The 15,827-nt window shown below is 53.0% G+C and carries 12 protein-coding genes; 9 read left to right on the top strand and 3 right to left on the bottom strand.

Annotated features, from left to right (window positions below; genetic code table 11):
* Positions 1–2 precede the first annotated feature (2 nt).
* A complete protein-coding gene (locus J1784_RS24725) occupies positions 3–1,373 on the top strand; it encodes a PTS transporter subunit EIIC (protein WP_217151634.1) in 1,371 nt (456 codons plus the stop codon).
* 4 nt (positions 1,374–1,377) lie between these two features.
* Positions 1,378–2,016, top strand: coding sequence for a phosphatidylglycerophosphatase C (yfhb, locus tag J1784_RS24720; RefSeq protein WP_217151374.1), 639 nt, complete (start codon positions 1,378–1,380; stop codon positions 2,014–2,016).
* A gap of 91 nt (positions 2,017–2,107) precedes the next feature.
* Here yfhb and yiaY read toward each other — a convergent pair whose 3' ends face one another.
* A complete protein-coding gene (gene yiaY / locus J1784_RS24715; RefSeq protein ID WP_217151373.1) occupies positions 2,108–3,259 on the bottom strand; it encodes an L-threonine dehydrogenase in 1,152 nt (383 codons plus the stop codon).
* 293 nt (positions 3,260–3,552) lie between these two features.
* On the opposite strand from yiaY, the gene tadA reads away from it, so the two are divergent.
* Entirely contained in the window at positions 3,553–4,131 is a 579-nt protein-coding gene (tadA, locus tag J1784_RS24710; RefSeq protein ID WP_217151372.1) for a tRNA adenosine(34) deaminase TadA, read from the top strand.
* Positions 4,132–4,144: 13 nt separating this feature from the next.
* Here tadA and mltF read toward each other — a convergent pair whose 3' ends face one another.
* On the bottom strand, positions 4,145–5,605 hold the full coding sequence (mltF, locus tag J1784_RS24705; protein WP_217151371.1) for a membrane-bound lytic murein transglycosylase MltF: 1,461 nt from the start codon (positions 5,603–5,605) through the stop codon (positions 4,145–4,147).
* Positions 5,606–5,880: 275 nt separating this feature from the next.
* Between mltF and purL the strand changes: the two genes are divergently transcribed.
* The 6 genes from purL (at position 5,881) to J1784_RS24675 (ending at position 14,882) form a co-directional block, all read left to right on the top strand.
* The gene (gene purL / locus J1784_RS24700) at positions 5,881–9,774 is read left to right on the top strand and encodes a phosphoribosylformylglycinamidine synthase (protein WP_338019947.1); all 3,894 of its coding nucleotides are present in this window, start codon (positions 5,881–5,883) and stop codon (positions 9,772–9,774) included.
* Between the two features lie 277 nt (positions 9,775–10,051).
* Complete coding sequence (gene pagP / locus J1784_RS24695; RefSeq protein ID WP_217151633.1) at positions 10,052–10,675, top strand: lipid IV(A) palmitoyltransferase PagP; 624 nt, start codon at positions 10,052–10,054, stop codon at positions 10,673–10,675.
* A gap of 208 nt (positions 10,676–10,883) precedes the next feature.
* On the top strand, positions 10,884–11,495 hold the full coding sequence (gene pagP / locus J1784_RS24690; RefSeq protein ID WP_217151369.1) for a lipid IV(A) palmitoyltransferase PagP: 612 nt from the start codon (positions 10,884–10,886) through the stop codon (positions 11,493–11,495).
* A gap of 172 nt (positions 11,496–11,667) precedes the next feature.
* Positions 11,668–12,969, top strand: coding sequence for a bifunctional glucose-1-phosphatase/inositol phosphatase (agp, locus tag J1784_RS24685; protein ID WP_217151368.1), 1,302 nt, complete (start codon positions 11,668–11,670; stop codon positions 12,967–12,969).
* A gap of 101 nt (positions 12,970–13,070) precedes the next feature.
* Positions 13,071–14,078 carry a fatty acid desaturase gene (locus tag J1784_RS24680; RefSeq protein WP_217151367.1) on the top strand — a complete coding sequence of 336 codons (1,008 nt, stop codon included), beginning with the start codon at positions 13,071–13,073 and terminating at the stop codon, positions 14,076–14,078.
* Positions 14,079–14,090: 12 nt separating this feature from the next.
* Complete coding sequence (locus tag J1784_RS24675; RefSeq protein ID WP_217151366.1) at positions 14,091–14,882, top strand: phosphate/phosphite/phosphonate ABC transporter substrate-binding protein; 792 nt, start codon at positions 14,091–14,093, stop codon at positions 14,880–14,882.
* Positions 14,883–14,948: 66 nt separating this feature from the next.
* On the opposite strand, the gene sseA is transcribed toward J1784_RS24675, so the two are convergent.
* A complete protein-coding gene (sseA, locus tag J1784_RS24670) occupies positions 14,949–15,794 on the bottom strand; it encodes a 3-mercaptopyruvate sulfurtransferase (RefSeq protein ID WP_217151365.1) in 846 nt (281 codons plus the stop codon).
* Positions 15,795–15,827: the final 33 nt, after the last annotated feature.

Raw genomic sequence — 15,827 nt, 5'->3', positions numbered from 1 at the left:
CAATGGATAAAACTCACCTGCTGGCTTCTAAAATATTGCAGGGTGTGGGCGGCGAAGGAAATATCAGCAAGCTGGAAAACTGCATGACCCGTGTGCGCGTCGAAGTTTATGACGATGCACGTCTGGACCTGACCAGCCTGAAAACGCTGGAAGGAATTAAAGGTTATCTGAAGCAGGGCGAGCAACATCAGTTTATCGTCGGCCCTGGCGCGGCGGCCAAAGTAGTGGATGCCATGCGTCTGTTACTAAGCTCTGCCGGTACCGCCACAGCGGCGGGTGAAGGCGATATTGCCCGCAACAAAGCCGGTGCGAAAGCCAAATACTCTGCGCCGATGAGTGGCGCACTGCGCAAACTGGCGGATGTTTTCATTCCGCTGATCCCGGCGTTTATCGCCTCAGGTCTGATTATGGGCATTATCAATCTGCTCAAACGGCCTGATATTGCCGGTTCGATTGCCACTGATTATCCCAATATCCTCGGTCTGCTGGCGATTTTCGGTGGTGCCGTTTTTGCCATCATGAATATTCTGGTCGGTGTGAATGCTGCCCGTGTATTTGGCGGTTCGCAGGCGATGGGCGGCGTGATGGCTGGGATCCTCTCCAGTCCGGCGCTGGCACAAATTACGCTGTTTGGCGAAACATTACAGCCGGGGCGCGGCGGGGTGATTGCGGTCCTGCTGGTTGTCGCGCTGATGTGCTGGCTCGAAAAAAGGCTGCGTCAGTGGCTGCCGGAATCGGTCGAGCTGATCCTCAATCCGCTGATCACCACCCTTATCACCGCGACGCTGGCGATTGTCATCCTCCAGCCGCTCGGCGGTTTTATCTCGGACGGTATCGCGCATGGCGTCAATATCGCGATTGATAAAGGTGGATTACTGGTCGGTGCAGTGCTGGCAGGAACTTTTCTTCCGCTGGTGCTTTCAGGATTACATCAGGGGCTGGTGCCTATCCACGTTGAGCTGATTCAGGCGCATGGTTCCAATCCGCTGCTGCCTATTTTGGCGATGGCAGGTGTCGGACAGGTGGGAGCGGCGATTGCGGTTTACATGAAAACGCGTAACGCGCGGCTGAAAAAGCTGATTAAAGGTGCGTTGCCGGTGGGGATCCTCGGCATCGGCGAACCGTTGATTTTCGGGGTGACGCTGCCGCTTGGCCGGCCATTTATTGGCGCGTGTTTAGGCGGCGCCGTCGGCGGTGCGCTAATCTGTTACTGGAAAGTCGCTACGGTCATTACCTTTGGTATTTCCGGACTGCCGCTGGCCCTGACTATTATTTCTGGCAAAGTGATGTTGTATCTGGCCGGTTTAGTCATTACCGTATTAGCAGGTTTTATTTTTACCTGGCTGATGGGGTTCAACGATCCCGAGGAGTAATGGATTGAATACTAAGCCTGACCGACGGGTGGTATTTTTTGATCTCGATGGAACGCTGCATCAGCAGGATATGTTCGGGAGTTTTCTGCGGTTTTTGCTGCGGAGAATGCCGCAGAACCTAATTCTGGTGGTGCCGGTGCTGCCGCTGATTGGAATGGGATTATTCTTTCAGGGACGCGCAACACGCTGGCCAATGAGCCTGTTGCTATGGGCCATTACCTTTGGTCACAGCGAGGCGCGTCTCAAAGCGCTGGAGCTGCAATTTGTTACCGCATTTCGCGAAAAAGTGGTGGAGTTTCCTGTGGTACAACGCCGGTTACGCGAATATCTGGACAGCGACGATACCGAAGTCTGGCTGATCACCGGCTCACCCGAAAATCTGGTGCAGCAGGTTTATAACACTTCGCTGTTTTTACCGCAGGTGCGTCTGGTCGGCAGCCGTATTGCGCGGAGCAAAGGTGGCTGGGTGTTGCCTCTGCGCTGTCTCGGGGAAGAGAAAGTCGTACAGCTGGAAAGCCGGATTGGCTCACCGCTTAAACTTTACAGCGGTTACAGCGACAGTAAGCAGGACAACCCGCTGTTGTTTTTTTGCGAGCACCGTTTTCGCGTGAGTAAACAAGGCGAATTACAGCAGCTGGAATAATTTCCACCACCGTCAGCAGATAAAAAAACAGGCCATTTCTGGCCTGTTTTTATTTGGGCATATCAGTGGGGATCAATAAAATCAGCAGCCATCAGAACGCGGCTTTAAAAATCCCAACCACATCAGCATGCGTACCCTGAATCGGATTAGTCAGCGCGCAGGCATCTTTAAGCGCATTCGTTGCCAGGGTATTAAAATCTTCTTCCTTCACATTGAGATCGCGTAAACCTGCGGGGATATCCACATCGCGTGCCAGCTGACGGATAGCATCGATACAGGTTTTTGCACCCTGCGCATCAGTCATCGCAGAAACATCAATGTGCATGGCGGCGGCGACGTCTTTCAGACGCGGACTGGCCACGCGGGCGTTATATTCCTGAACAAAAGGCAGTAATACGGCATTACAGACACCGTGTGGCAGATTATAGAAACCGCCTAACTGGTGCGCCATGGCGTGAACATAACCAAGAGACGCATTGTTAAATGCCATCCCGGCAAGAAACTGCGCGTAAGCCATGTCTTCACGGGCCTGCATATTTTTACCGTCTTTCACTGCAGTGCGCAGTGAGTCAGTGATCATGGTGATCGCTTTCAGCGCACAGGCATCCGTAATCGGGTTGGCCGCGCTGGAAACATAAGCTTCGATGGCGTGCGTCAGGGCATCCATCCCGGTCGCTGCGGTCAGGCCTTTTGGCATGCCGACCATCAGGTGCGGATCATTTACGGACATCAGCGGCGTTACGTTTTTGTCCACAATAGCCATTTTGATGTGACGTTCTTCATCGGTGATAATGCAGAAACGGGTCATTTCTGAGGCGGTACCTGCGGTGGTATTGATGGAAATCAGCGGTAGCTGAGGTTTATCAGAACGATCAACGCCTTCGTAATCTTTGATGTCACCGCCGTTAGTGGCCAGTAACGCAATACCCTTAGCGCAGTCATGTGGTGAACCACCACCGAGTGAAATCACGCAATCGCAGGCATTTGTTTTCAGGATCTCCAGACCTTCCCGGACATTGCGGGTGGTTGGGTTAGGATGGGTTCCATGATAAACGCTGCTTTGCACATCGCTTTTTGCCAGTAATTCCTGAACCTGTTTAACCACACCGATATCGAATAACACTTTATCCGTAACGATCAGGGCGTGGCGGAAACCATGCTGTGCGATAGCAGTGGCCGCATCATTAAGCGCGCCAGAACCAATAACATTAACGGACGGGATAAAGAAAGTTGCAGTAGCCATAATCGTTTTCCTTGTTGTCAGCTCTAAGTAGGGTCAAGGAAACCTTATTCTTGTTACCGGTAACATCAATTGATCTGGCGCAATAATTCACGTATTAATCGGGCTAATTTCATTCCATAATCATCTTGAAATACAAGGTTATTATCCGATTCTATAAGCAATTCAGGCTATCAGAACGTTTGGTACCAATCATATTAGCAATATTACCTATTACCCCCAATGAACTGTATGCATGCTGGTAATTATGCCCCGTGGGCGGGCGGCGCTAACAAAGGTATAATGACGGCGGATTAATGACTGAGGTTGAAGTGGCTGTGACAGAATTAGCAGATGTGAACGATGACGAACGCTGGATGGAATACGCAATGACTCTGGCGCTGAAAGCGCAGGAGGAGGGCGAAGTGCCGGTGGGCGCCGTGCTGGTTCTGGACAATCAGGTGATTGGTGAAGGCTGGAACCGTTCTATCGGACACCATGATCCGACGGCGCATGCGGAAATTATGGCGCTGCGTCAGGGCGGCAACGCAGTGCAAAATTACCGCCTGCTGGATGCCACGCTGTATGTGACTCTGGAACCTTGTGTGATGTGCGCGGGTGCCATGATCCACAGCCGGATCCGTCGCGTGGTCTACGGCGCAGCCGATGCGAAAACGGGTGCCGCCGGTTCCCTGATGGATGTTCTGCGCCATCCCGGCATGAATCATCAGGTGGAGATCACGTCGGACGTTCTGGCTGATGCCTGCTCTGAACAGCTGAGCGCTTTCTTTCGTTTTCGCCGAAGTCAGAAGAAAGCGCTCCGGTTGGCAGAACGCGCGGCGCAGGCTGGGGACGTCACTTTCGGTAAAACAGATTCAGGGAATGCAGAAGAATAAGGCTGTTCAGGCCTTATTTCCCCAACGCTTCCTGTGCATCCACCACCGGATATCCCTGACCCAGCTGTGCCTGGAGCGCGGCTTTCTGGGCCTGCTGTTTCTCTTTTTCCATCAGATATCCCACCAGACTGAGCTGATAGCGGCGGATATTCTCCACGTAGTTGTACGCCTGCGTACCGCGTGCATAACCGTAAGTTGTCCGGCTGAAGAAGCGTTTCTGATTGAGCATCGGCAGGCGCTGCTTCACATCCACCCAGCTGTCCGGATTGCCCTTCTGCTGTGCGGTCAGTTTACGGGCGTCCAGCATATGACCGTAACCCATGTTGTAGGCTGCCAGCGCAAACCAGATCCGCTCATCCTGCGGAATAGATTCCGGCATTTTATCCATCAGATGCGACAGATACTGCGCACCACCACGGATACTTTGCTCGGCATCCGTCCGGTCATCGACATTCAATCCGCCAGCCGTCGCGCGGGTCAGCATCATCACGCCACGTACGCCGGTCGGTGATTTCGCCTGCGGATCCCAGTGGGATTCCTGATAAGCGATGGCCGCCAGTAAACGCCAGTCAATATTCTGGGCGTATTTTTCAAACAGCGGCTGTAAATCCGGCAACGTGCTGTCGATGGCGTTAAGGAAGGTCCGTGTATCGACATAATCGAAATCACCGACGTGCCCGAGATATTTTTCCTCCAACTTTTCCAGCGTACCGTCTTCTGAAATCTGACTGAAGAAATCCAGCATGGCGGCAGAAAGGCTGTCGTCATCAGGTTGTTTGCGGTAGTACCAGGTGACAGGCTCGTCGTCAGTGGCATCAAAAGCTACGGCGAGGCGCGGATAGACGCGTTGCATCAGGGCGATGGTGACTGAATCTCCCAGCGTGTAATCCAGTTTGCCGTTTTCGACTTGTTGCAGCAGGTCACGCGGTGACAACTTGTCGGTAGTGGACCAGGTGAGATCAGGATATTTTTTGCTGGCGGCTTCCAGCGTGGCGATATGGGCGCTGCCCGCAGACACCACCAGCGAACCTTTGATATCGGCAAAACTTTTCGGGCGCACGGCCCCCTGCCGGTAAACCAGCTGCTGGGAAACGGAATAGTATTCCGGGCCGGCACGATAGTTTTTCAGACGCTCATTGTTGTACACCAGACCGGAAGCCAGCATGTCGGCTTTATCATGGTCAAGATCGTCGAACATGCTCTCGATGGTGGTGTGCTGAGAAATCACCAGCTGTACGCCCAGATAATCTGCGAAGCGTTTGGCCAGTTCATAATCGAAGCCCAGATTGCCTTCAGGGGAGTCCATAAAAGTCAGTGGAGAATTGAGCGTGCTGACGCGCAATTCTCCACGGGATTTTATCTGATCCAGCTGATCACCTTCACCCCTGTGCCACGGCACCGCAGGCCATAAGGCCAGTGCCAGTAACAGGGCGGCGATCCCCATCAGAACATAATTAATTTTTAGTCGCGTCAAATAGTTATCTCGCTGCGGCGCTCTTGTTTTTTTACGCTATGCTGTGCAGGTAGTATGGTTATATCCCCAGTGCTGACGCATTTTGCTCAACAAAACGGCAGTCTGCAACTTTATTCATAATAGCCATGAAGTTTGCATGGGTATAAAGGAATGTGAAGTTTCCCGACGCAAACGGTTTCGTCGGACGCAAGCTTTCTTTATAATAGCCCGCGTTTTCCCCCTGTTGCGCCCAATGAAGCACTGTGGTCAGTGTCTTCGAAGACGAGAGATCTGTGATTATGGAAATACTGCGTGGTTCGCCCGCTTTGTCGGCTTTTCGCATTAACAAGTTATTGTCCCGTTGTCAGGAAGCGCGCCTTCCGGTCAGTGATATCTACGCCGAATATGTACACTTTGCCGACGTCAGCGCACCGCTGAATTCGGACGAACAAACCAAGTTACAACGCCTCCTCAAATACGGTCCTTCTCTCGCTGAACACGCTCCTTCTGGTCGTTTACTGCTGGTCACCCCGCGTCCGGGCACTATTTCTCCGTGGTCTTCCAAAGCCACCGATATCGCGCACAACTGCGGTTTGTCACAGGTTCTGCGCCTCGAGCGTGGTCTGGCATTTTATGTGCAGGCGCCGCAACTGACCGAAGCGCAGTGGAATGAGCTGGGCGCATTGCTGCATGACCGCATGATGGAAACCGTCTTTACCCGTCTGGAAGACGCCAGCGCGCTGTTCGCGCAGCATCAGCCCGCGCCGGTGCAGCATGTTGATATCCTCGGCGTTGGCCGTGGCGCACTCGAAGCCGCCAATACTAAATTAGGTCTGGCGCTGGCGCAGGATGAAATTGATTATCTGATGGAAGCTTTCACGTCGTTGGGGCGCAACCCGACGGACATCGAACTGTATATGTTCGCACAGGCCAACTCAGAACACTGCCGCCATAAAATCTTCAACGCAGACTGGATTATCGACGGCGAAACACAGCCGAAATCCCTGTTCAAGATGATTAAGAACACTTTCGAACAGACGCCTGATCACGTGCTGTCCGCGTATAAAGATAACGCCGCAGTAATGGAAGGTTCACAGGTCGGTCGTTTCTACGCTGATGCGAAAGACGGTCTGTACGATTTCCATCAGGAACAGGCGCATATCCTGATGAAGGTTGAAACCCATAACCACCCGACGGCGATCTCTCCGTGGCCGGGTGCGGCAACCGGCTCCGGCGGTGAAATCCGTGACGAAGGCGCAACCGGTCGTGGTGCAAAACCGAAAGCCGGTCTGGTCGGTTTCTCCGTTTCCAACCTGCGTATTCCTGGCTTTGAACAGCCGTGGGAAGAAGATTTCGGTAAGCCGGATCGTATCGTTACCGCGCTCGATATCATGACTGACGGCCCGCTGGGTGGCGCAGCATTTAACAACGAATTTGGTCGTCCGGCGCTGCTGGGCTACTTCCGTACTTACGAAGAAAACGTCAACAGCCATAACGGTCCGGAGCTGCGCGGTTACCACAAGCCAATCATGCTGGCGGGTGGTATCGGTAACATCCGTGCCGATCACGTGCAGAAAGGTGAAATCACCGTTGGCGCGAAACTGATTGTGCTCGGCGGTCCGGCGATGAATATCGGTCTGGGCGGCGGCGCGGCGTCTTCTATGGCATCTGGGCAGTCCGACGCGGATCTGGATTTTGCTTCCGTACAGCGCGACAACCCTGAAATGGAGCGTCGTTGTCAGGAAGTCATCGACCGCTGCTGGCAGCTGGGCGAAGCCAACCCGATTCTGTTTATTCATGACGTAGGTGCGGGTGGATTATCGAATGCCATGCCTGAACTGGTCAGCGATGGTAACCGGGGCGGTCGTTTCCAGCTGCGTGACATTCTGAATGACGAGCCGGGTATGAGCCCGCTGGAAGTCTGGTGTAACGAATCTCAGGAACGTTACGTACTGGCGGTTTCGCCTGCACAACTCGAGCAGTTCGATGCTATCTGTCAGCGCGAGCGTGCACCTTATGCGGTCATTGGCGAAGCCACTGAAGAAATGCATCTTTCTCTGGAAGACAGCCATTTCGACAACCAGCCAATTGATATGCCGCTGGACGTTTTGCTGGGCAAAACTCCGAAAATGACTCGCGACGTCACCACGCTGAAAGCCAAAGGCGACGAACTGAATGCGGAAAATATTCAGATTGCGGAAGCGGTAAAACGCGTTCTGCATCTGCCTGCTGTGGCGGAAAAAACTTTCCTGATCACCATCGGCGACCGCACTGTCACCGGTATGGTTGCGCGCGACCAGATGGTCGGACCGTGGCAGATCCCTGTCGCTGACTGTGCGGTCACTACCGCCAGCCTCGACAGCTACCACGGCGAAGCGATGTCTCTGGGCGAACGCGCACCGGTGGCATTGCTGGACTTCGCCGCTTCCGGACGCATGGCCGTTGGCGAAGCGCTGACTAACATTGCTGCGGTCGAAATCGGCAGCCTGAAACGCGTTAAGCTTTCTGCAAACTGGATGTCTGCGGCCGGTCACCCGGGCGAAGATGCCGGTTTATATGCAGCGGTGAAAGCGGTGGGCGAAGAACTTTGTCCGGCGCTGGGCATCACCATTCCGGTGGGTAAAGACTCCATGTCGATGAAAACCCGCTGGCAGGAAGGCAACGAGCAGCGTGAGATGACCTCTCCGCTATCGCTGGTGATCACCGCCTTTGCCCGCGTCGAAGACGTGCGCCACACCGTAACGCCTCAGTTGCGCACAGATAAAGGTGACTCTGCGTTGTTGCTGGTGGATTTAGGTGCCGGTCACAACGCCCTGGGTGCAACTGCGCTGGCGCAGGTTTACCGTCAGCTCGGCAACACGCCGGCTGACGTGCGCAGTGCTGAGCAGCTGGGCGGCTTCTTTAACGCCATGCAGGTGCTGGTCTCTGAGCAGAAATTACTGGCCTACCACGACCGTTCCGACGGCGGTCTGCTGGTGACGCTGGCTGAAATGGCCTTCGCCGGACATTGCGGTCTGACCGCAGATATCGCGGCGCTGGGCAGCGATTCACTGGCGGCATTGTTCAACGAAGAACTGGGCGCGGTGATTCAGGTGCGTGCATCGGACCGCGAAGCGGTTGAGAAAACGCTGGCTGATTTTGGTCTGGCAGATTGCACGCATTATCTCGGCACGGTTGAAACCGGTGACCGTTTCATTATTTCCTCGGGCGACAAGCCGGTGTACAGCGAAAGCCGCACCACGCTGCGCACCTGGTGGGCGGAAACGACCTGGCAGATGCAGCGCCTGCGCGATAACCCTGAATGTGCTGATCAGGAACATCAGGCGAAAACCAACGATCTGGATCCGGGTCTGAACGTCAAACTGACATTTGCCCCTGACGAAGATGTCGCTGCGCCGTACATTGCGAAAGGTTCGCGTCCGAAAGTGGCGGTACTGCGCGAGCAGGGCGTTAACTCCCACGTTGAAATGGCGGCTGCTTTCCATCGCGCTGGTTTCGATGCAGTTGACGTCCACATGAGTGATCTGCTTGCCGGTCGCCGCGATTTGCAGGATTTCCACACGCTGGTGGCGTGCGGCGGATTCTCTTACGGAGACGTGCTGGGCGCGGGTGAAGGCTGGGCGAAGTCTGTCCTGTTTAACGACCGTGTGCGTGACGAGTTCGAAGAATTCTTCCACCGACCGCAAACATTGGCGCTGGGTGTGTGTAACGGCTGCCAGATGATGTCAAACCTGAAAGAGCTCATCCCGGGCGCAGAGCACTGGCCGCGCTTTGTGCGCAACCTGTCTGACCGCTTTGAAGCGCGTTTCAGCCTGGTAGAAGTGACAGCAAGCCCGTCAATGTTCATGCAGGGGATGGCCGGTTCACGTATGCCAATCGCCGTTTCCCACGGTGAAGGCCATGTCGAAGTGCGTGACGCAGCGCACCTGGCGCAAATCGAGCACAGCAATCTGGTGGCGCTGCGCTTCGTGGATAACAACGGTCAGGCGACCGAAGCCTATCCGGCCAACCCGAACGGTTCACCGAACGGGATCACGGCGGTCACCAACCTGTCCGGTCGCGTTACCGTAATGATGCCGCATCCTGAGCGTGTTTTCCGTACCGTCAGTAACTCCTGGCATCCGGAAGAGTGGAGCGAAGACAGCCCGTGGATGCGCATGTTCCGTAATGCGCGTAAGCAGCTGGGCTAATCGTTAAACAGCTCTGGTAATTAAAGTCCGCAGTGCGAAAGCCTGCGGATTTTTTTATGCCTGAAAATCAGGAAATAAAAGCAGTCGTCGTCTGCGTGGGTAAATGTAAAATAATATGTCAGCTCGGTCTTCTGGCGAAAATGCTAACTCTCTGTTTTTTGATGAGTAAGCGACTATTGCATTCAGTTGGTTTATTTTTACTTAATGTATCATTAACTATTCATATGTATTAGGCGTCATATAATGCTCAGGTCAACTCAACAGGGCTTATATGCCAATGAAAAATATACTTCTCGCGAATTCTCGTGCGGCACTCTCATATTTGATTATTGCGCTCTCATTATTAGTGTCCATTAATGTACAGGCGCAGGAAAAAGTTATTAACCCTCAGGAACAGAATATTTCTTCTCAGAATAATGATGAAGGACTGTGGGCTTCTTTTAAAAACAACATAACTGAAACCTGGGATGCGCCGCAAAATCACGATCTCTTTCTTCCTGTACTAACACGCCATAACCGGCATACACACAGTAAAAAACAAATTGAAGGATATAACGAGCATCCCTGGGGTGGCGGTTATGGTATTTCACGTTATGATGAAAAGGGCAACTGGCACGCACTTTATGCCATGGCCTTTAAAGACTCCTTTAATAAATGGGAACCGGTTGCGGGATACGGATATGAAAAAATATGGCAACCGCTGGATGATAAAGAGTTCCGCTTAGGTGTCGGATATATCGCCGCCGTCTCGGCGCGTGATAATTATGATTACGTGCCGTTTCCGATGGTATTGCCGCTGGTTTCCGCGGGGTATTCCCGGCTGACTTTCCAGGCCACTTATGTTCCGGGAACCAGCACAAAAGGGAATGTCCTCTTCGGCTGGTTCCGCTGGGATTTTTAAGACCTGTCTGTAAGATATTTCTGTAATAAAGTGTCTGAGGAATTTAAATTTATCGTAAATGCCTCACAGATAATTCCGATAAATAAAAACCCAATCACTGTAATTTCATATAATTATAGTATGCAACTGTTTTTTGTTATGCCCGCGTTTAACTTCTTCTACCATGCTTTGTATATGATAAAGCTTAAAAAAAGAAGTGAGAATAATTATGCGGTTGAAAAATTTCATAGGGAAAAATCAGTTTTTATGTATCGCTTTATTTAGTCCGGTTGCTTGGGCGACAAATAGCGGAGTCAGTCCCATAACTACGCCTGAAAGCCAGCAGCAGGGATTCAGTTTTTCTGACACCTGGTCAGACTTTAAAGATAAAGTCTCGACGACCTGGAATGATTCAGATTCACAAGATCTCTATCTGCCGGTCATTACCTGGCATAACCGTTTAACTTACGATAAAGAGAAAACAGACCGATACAACGAGCGTCCGTGGGGCGGGGGTTATGGTATTTCCCGCTACGATGAAAAAGGTAACTGGAACGGCATCTATTTTATGGCGTTTAAGGATTCTCATAATAAATGGGAACCTATCGGTGGCTATGGCTGGGAGAAAATATGGACGCCTGCGGAAGATAAAAACTTTCGTTTAGGTTTAGGATATACCGCGGCGGTGACAGCGCGTGATGACTACGCCTATATTCCGATCCCCATTGTTTTACCGCTGGCATCCATCGGTTATGACAAACTGACATTTCAGGCGACGTATATTCCCGGAACCTATAACAACGGCAACGTTTTCTTTGCCTGGTTGAGGTATCAGTTCTGAGCCGCTTTCTTTGTGACTGAACAAAGACCAGATTCAGGATGTGAACCTGATCCCTCCCTTTTGATGAATATTCCACTATGCTGAAAATTCACCGCAAGAATCAATCTGTTGGTTTTTGTGGTGTTTTTTGTTTTCAGGGAATCTACAAAACTATTCATTAAGAGGATCACTTGTGAAAAAAGCATCCCGTTATCTTGCGTTGTCTGCACTTGCCTGCGTTTTACCGCTTTCGCTTCCAGCCGCTCAGGCGGCTCAGTCTGACAATTTAGAGCTCCAGCAAGTTCTGGTACTCAGCCGTCACGGCATCCGCGCGCCGCTTGTCAATTACGGTGACGTGCTCGCCGAATCCACGACGCATACCTGGCCGGTGTGGAAAACCGAAGGGGGCTTGCTGACGCCAAAAGGCGGCCAGAATTCAGAACATATGGGCCGTTACTTCCGCGCCTGGCTGGCGAAGGATAAATTGCTGCCTGCTACCGGTTGCCCGGCAAATGCACAGGTCTTTACCTATGCCAACAGCTTGCCGCGCACCATTGATACCGCGAAACATTTCTCCACGGGGGCTTTTCCGGGTTGTGATGTATCCGTTATTAACCGCGTAGAAATCGGCAAAATGGATCCGGTGTTTAACCCGATTATCACCGCAGATGTGAACGAGACTTTCAAAACCAACGCACTGAATTCTGTTAACCAGCACGCAGGTGAGGGCGGTCTGGCGGGGCTGAATCAGCGCCTCAAGCCAAACTACCAGCTGCTGGAAAGTATCCTCGATTATAAAAACAGTAAAATCTGCAAAGAAAAACAGCAGTGCGATCTGGCTTCTCAGCCTTCAGACGTCGTACTGACGCAGGGTAAAGAACCAGGTATTACGGGGCCGCTACGTATGGCGACCGGCGCGGCTGATGCGTTTATGCTGCAATATTACGAAGGTTATCCGATGAAAGACGTGGCGTGGGGCAAAATCACTACGCCAGAGCAGTGGAAGAAACTGGAGGATATCAAAAACCTTTATCACGAAACGCTGTTTGGCTCACCGGCGATTGCTGCCAATGCGGCTAAACCGTTGCTGACCTTTATTTCTGGCGTGCTGGATCCAAAACTGGCGACGACCGCAGATCAGAAAGCGGCACAACAGGCAAAACTGGCGGTGCTGGTCGGGCATGATTCGAATATCGCGTCACTGCTTGCGGCGCTGAAAACTCAGGATTACCAGCTGCCGGGTCAGTACGAACGCACGCCAATCAATGGAACCGTGGTCTTCCAGCGCTGGCACGATAAAAAGACGGATAAAGATCTGATGAAGATTGAGTATGTTTATCCGACGGCCCGTCAGCTGCGCAACAATGTGGCGCTGAGCCTGAAAAATCCACCGGAACGCGTCACGTTGCAAATCGAAGGTTGTGCCGTTGATAAGCAAGGTTTCTGCCCGATGGAGCAGTTTAATCAGGCCGTGCAAAAGGATTTACAGGGTTGATGCCTTAAGCCGCTAACTGGCAATAGATAGCGTTTAAAGTTAGTTAGCGGCGGCTTTTCTCTGCCAGATAATGTGCCAAAGGTTTCTTACTCTGGCACATTATGGCGTCCTCCTCGTTTTACCTCAACGCCCGTCAGCGGGCAGACATTGCTGCACGCTCCGCCCGTTTCTGGTGGCGGCTGGAAATCCCTACCTGGACACTGATCGCTACGGTTTATGGCGGCTGGTTTGCGCTGGTGTATTTCTGGCACGACATCACTGCGTGGATTGCCACGCCTGCGCTTATCTGGTTCACGACCTGGTATATGTCGCTGCTACACGAACTTATTCACGGACATCCGACCCGCAAACCCTGGCTGAATCAGCTGCTCGGCACGCTGCCACTGGCGGTCTGGTATCCCTACGGCCTGTATCGCGACACGCATTTACAGCATCACCGTAATGAACATCTGACGCTGCCCGGCGACGATCCTGAGGCTTATTATTTCAGCCGTGCCAGCTGGGAAAGCCTGTCACCGGCGATGAAAGCAGTTGTCCGTTTGCGTAACACACTGCCGGGACGGATGCTGATCGGGCCGTTGCTGGATATTTCCGCCACGCTGACCGGCGCGCTGTCTGCGATATTTCACGGGGACTGGCGCACGGTGGGAATGTGGATATTCCACGGGGTTTTGCTGACAGGGTTGTTGTACTGGATGTCGCTTCGCGGCCTGTCAGCCGGGTATTTCATTCTGGCGGTGAGTTATCCCGCGCTGAGCCTGACTAAAGTCCGCTCCTTTTATGAGCATCGCGCCGAGCATTCGCCGCAGGCACGCTCAACGTTGAATGAAGCCGGTTTTATCTGGCGACTACTGTTTCTTAATCTCAATTATCATCTGGTACATCACGATTTACCGGGCGTACCCTGGTATGCGCTGCGTCAGGTGTATTTTGCCGAACGCGACGTTTACATTGCGCGCAGCGAGGGATTTGTGGTGAAAGGGTACCGGCAGTGGTTCCGGCACCACACGCTGAAACCGGTCTGTGTGGAAGCGCATCCGTTTGCCAGCACCGGTGAGTCTGTGCAAACCGCGCGCAGCGACTATGATTATCAGCAGGAAACCCCCTGACGGAGTGGTCGCATGATGCTGATGTCTTTACCGATGTATGCTGTCTCTGAACCGGACGTGGAAGCTTTCGCCGATGTTCTGCGGGAAAAGCTGAAGCGTTCAGGTCTGAATGTCACACCGCAATCACTGAGCTGGCCACAGGATTTGTTTACGCACTGGCAGCAGCCGGATCTGCTGCTGAGTCAGACTTGTGGCTTTCCGCTGGTAGAAAGTCTGCCGGATGTTCAGGTGGTGGGCACTTTCAGTTACCGGGCGCCGGGCTGCGACGGTTATCGTTACCGCAGTTTTTTGCTGGCGCGTGAGGAAGATGCAAAGTTGCATTTGTCTGATTTTCGTCACAGGCGTCTGGCGTTCAACAGCACCGATTCGCAGTCCGGCTACAACAGTCTGCGGGCGCTGGTGGCACCGCTGGCGCAGTGCGGGCAATTCTTCTCTCAGGCCACCGCTACCGGCAGTCACCATGGATCCCTGCATTATGTTCAGCAAAACCGGGCAGACCTGGCGGCGATTGACTGCGTGACGTTGGAGCTTTTGCACCGCCACGAGCCGTCAGCACTCAGCGGTCTGGTGATTATCGGCCAGACAGCGGCAGTGCCGGGTTTGCCGCTGATCACCTCGGCAAAAACTTTGCCGGAACATCTGGCTATTTTACGTCAGGCACTGCATGAAATTGCGCACGAACCGGTCAGTAAGCCGCTGCTGATTGAAGAGTTTAGTGAAGTGCCGCGTCAGGCGTATGGCGTAATTACATTGATGAAAAACATTGCTCAGGAGTTTGGCGTCCGTGAACTGACCACGTCATGAGTCCCTGAAATAGGCATAAAAAAACCGGGCCTGAGGCCCGGTGAAGATTTCTGACGTACAGTAAATTCAGTGCGTTTCGATAGGGAAATCTTCGTTCACATCGCCCCATTCAGCCCACGAACCGTCGTAAAGCTGCACATCTTTCACACCCAGAGAATCCAGTCCGAACGCCAGTGCCGCTGCGGTCACACCGGAACCACAACTGGTGATCACCGGTTTATTGAGATTAACGCCCAGTTTTTCAAACGTAGCTTTCAACTCCGTTGGCGATTTCAGGTGTCCGTCCTGCGTCAGCTCGGTAAAAGGTACACTCAGGCTGCCGGGAATATGGCCGCCATGCAGCCCCGGACGCGGTTCCGGAGCTTCGGCTTTAAAGCGCGCCAGCGAACGGGCGTCGATAATCTGCACTTTGCCGAGCGCGTCTTTGACCTGTTCTGCACTGACGACGACCGGACGCACCAGTTTCGCGTTAAACGTTGAGGGTACGCGGGTGTGCTCACCGCTTTGGGTCGGTTTACCTTCGGCAATCCACGCATTCAGGCCGCCATCCAGCACGCGCACGCTTTTCGCGCCGAAGCTGGTCAGCATCCACCACACGCGTGGCGCGGAGAACAGATCGCCTTCATCATAAAGCACGATGGTTTGCGTATCCGCGACGCCTAAACGGCTCATCGACGCAGCGAATTCCTCTGCGGTTGGCATCATATGCGGCAGGCCGGTTGTGCAGTCGGAAATGCTGTCGACTTCCACATAAATCGCATTCGGAATATGCGCTTCAAGATATTTGCCGTGAAAATCCACCGGTGGCGTAATGCCCGGCTTCGATTTACGGCAATCGATAATGACGACATCCGGTGAGTTCAGATTTTTTGCCAGCCATTGAGTAGAAACGGTATGGGTAGAAAAAGTCATGTTCTGTTGCCTTATCTTTTTTGTGGAGCCAGC

The sequence above is a fragment of the Rahnella ecdela genome (assembly GCF_019049625.1).
In the GTDB taxonomy this organism is placed as follows: Bacteria; Pseudomonadota; Gammaproteobacteria; order Enterobacterales; family Enterobacteriaceae; genus Rahnella; species Rahnella ecdela.
Note: the sequence above shows the minus strand (reverse complement) of the source record. Positions and strands in the feature narration are given on the sequence as shown.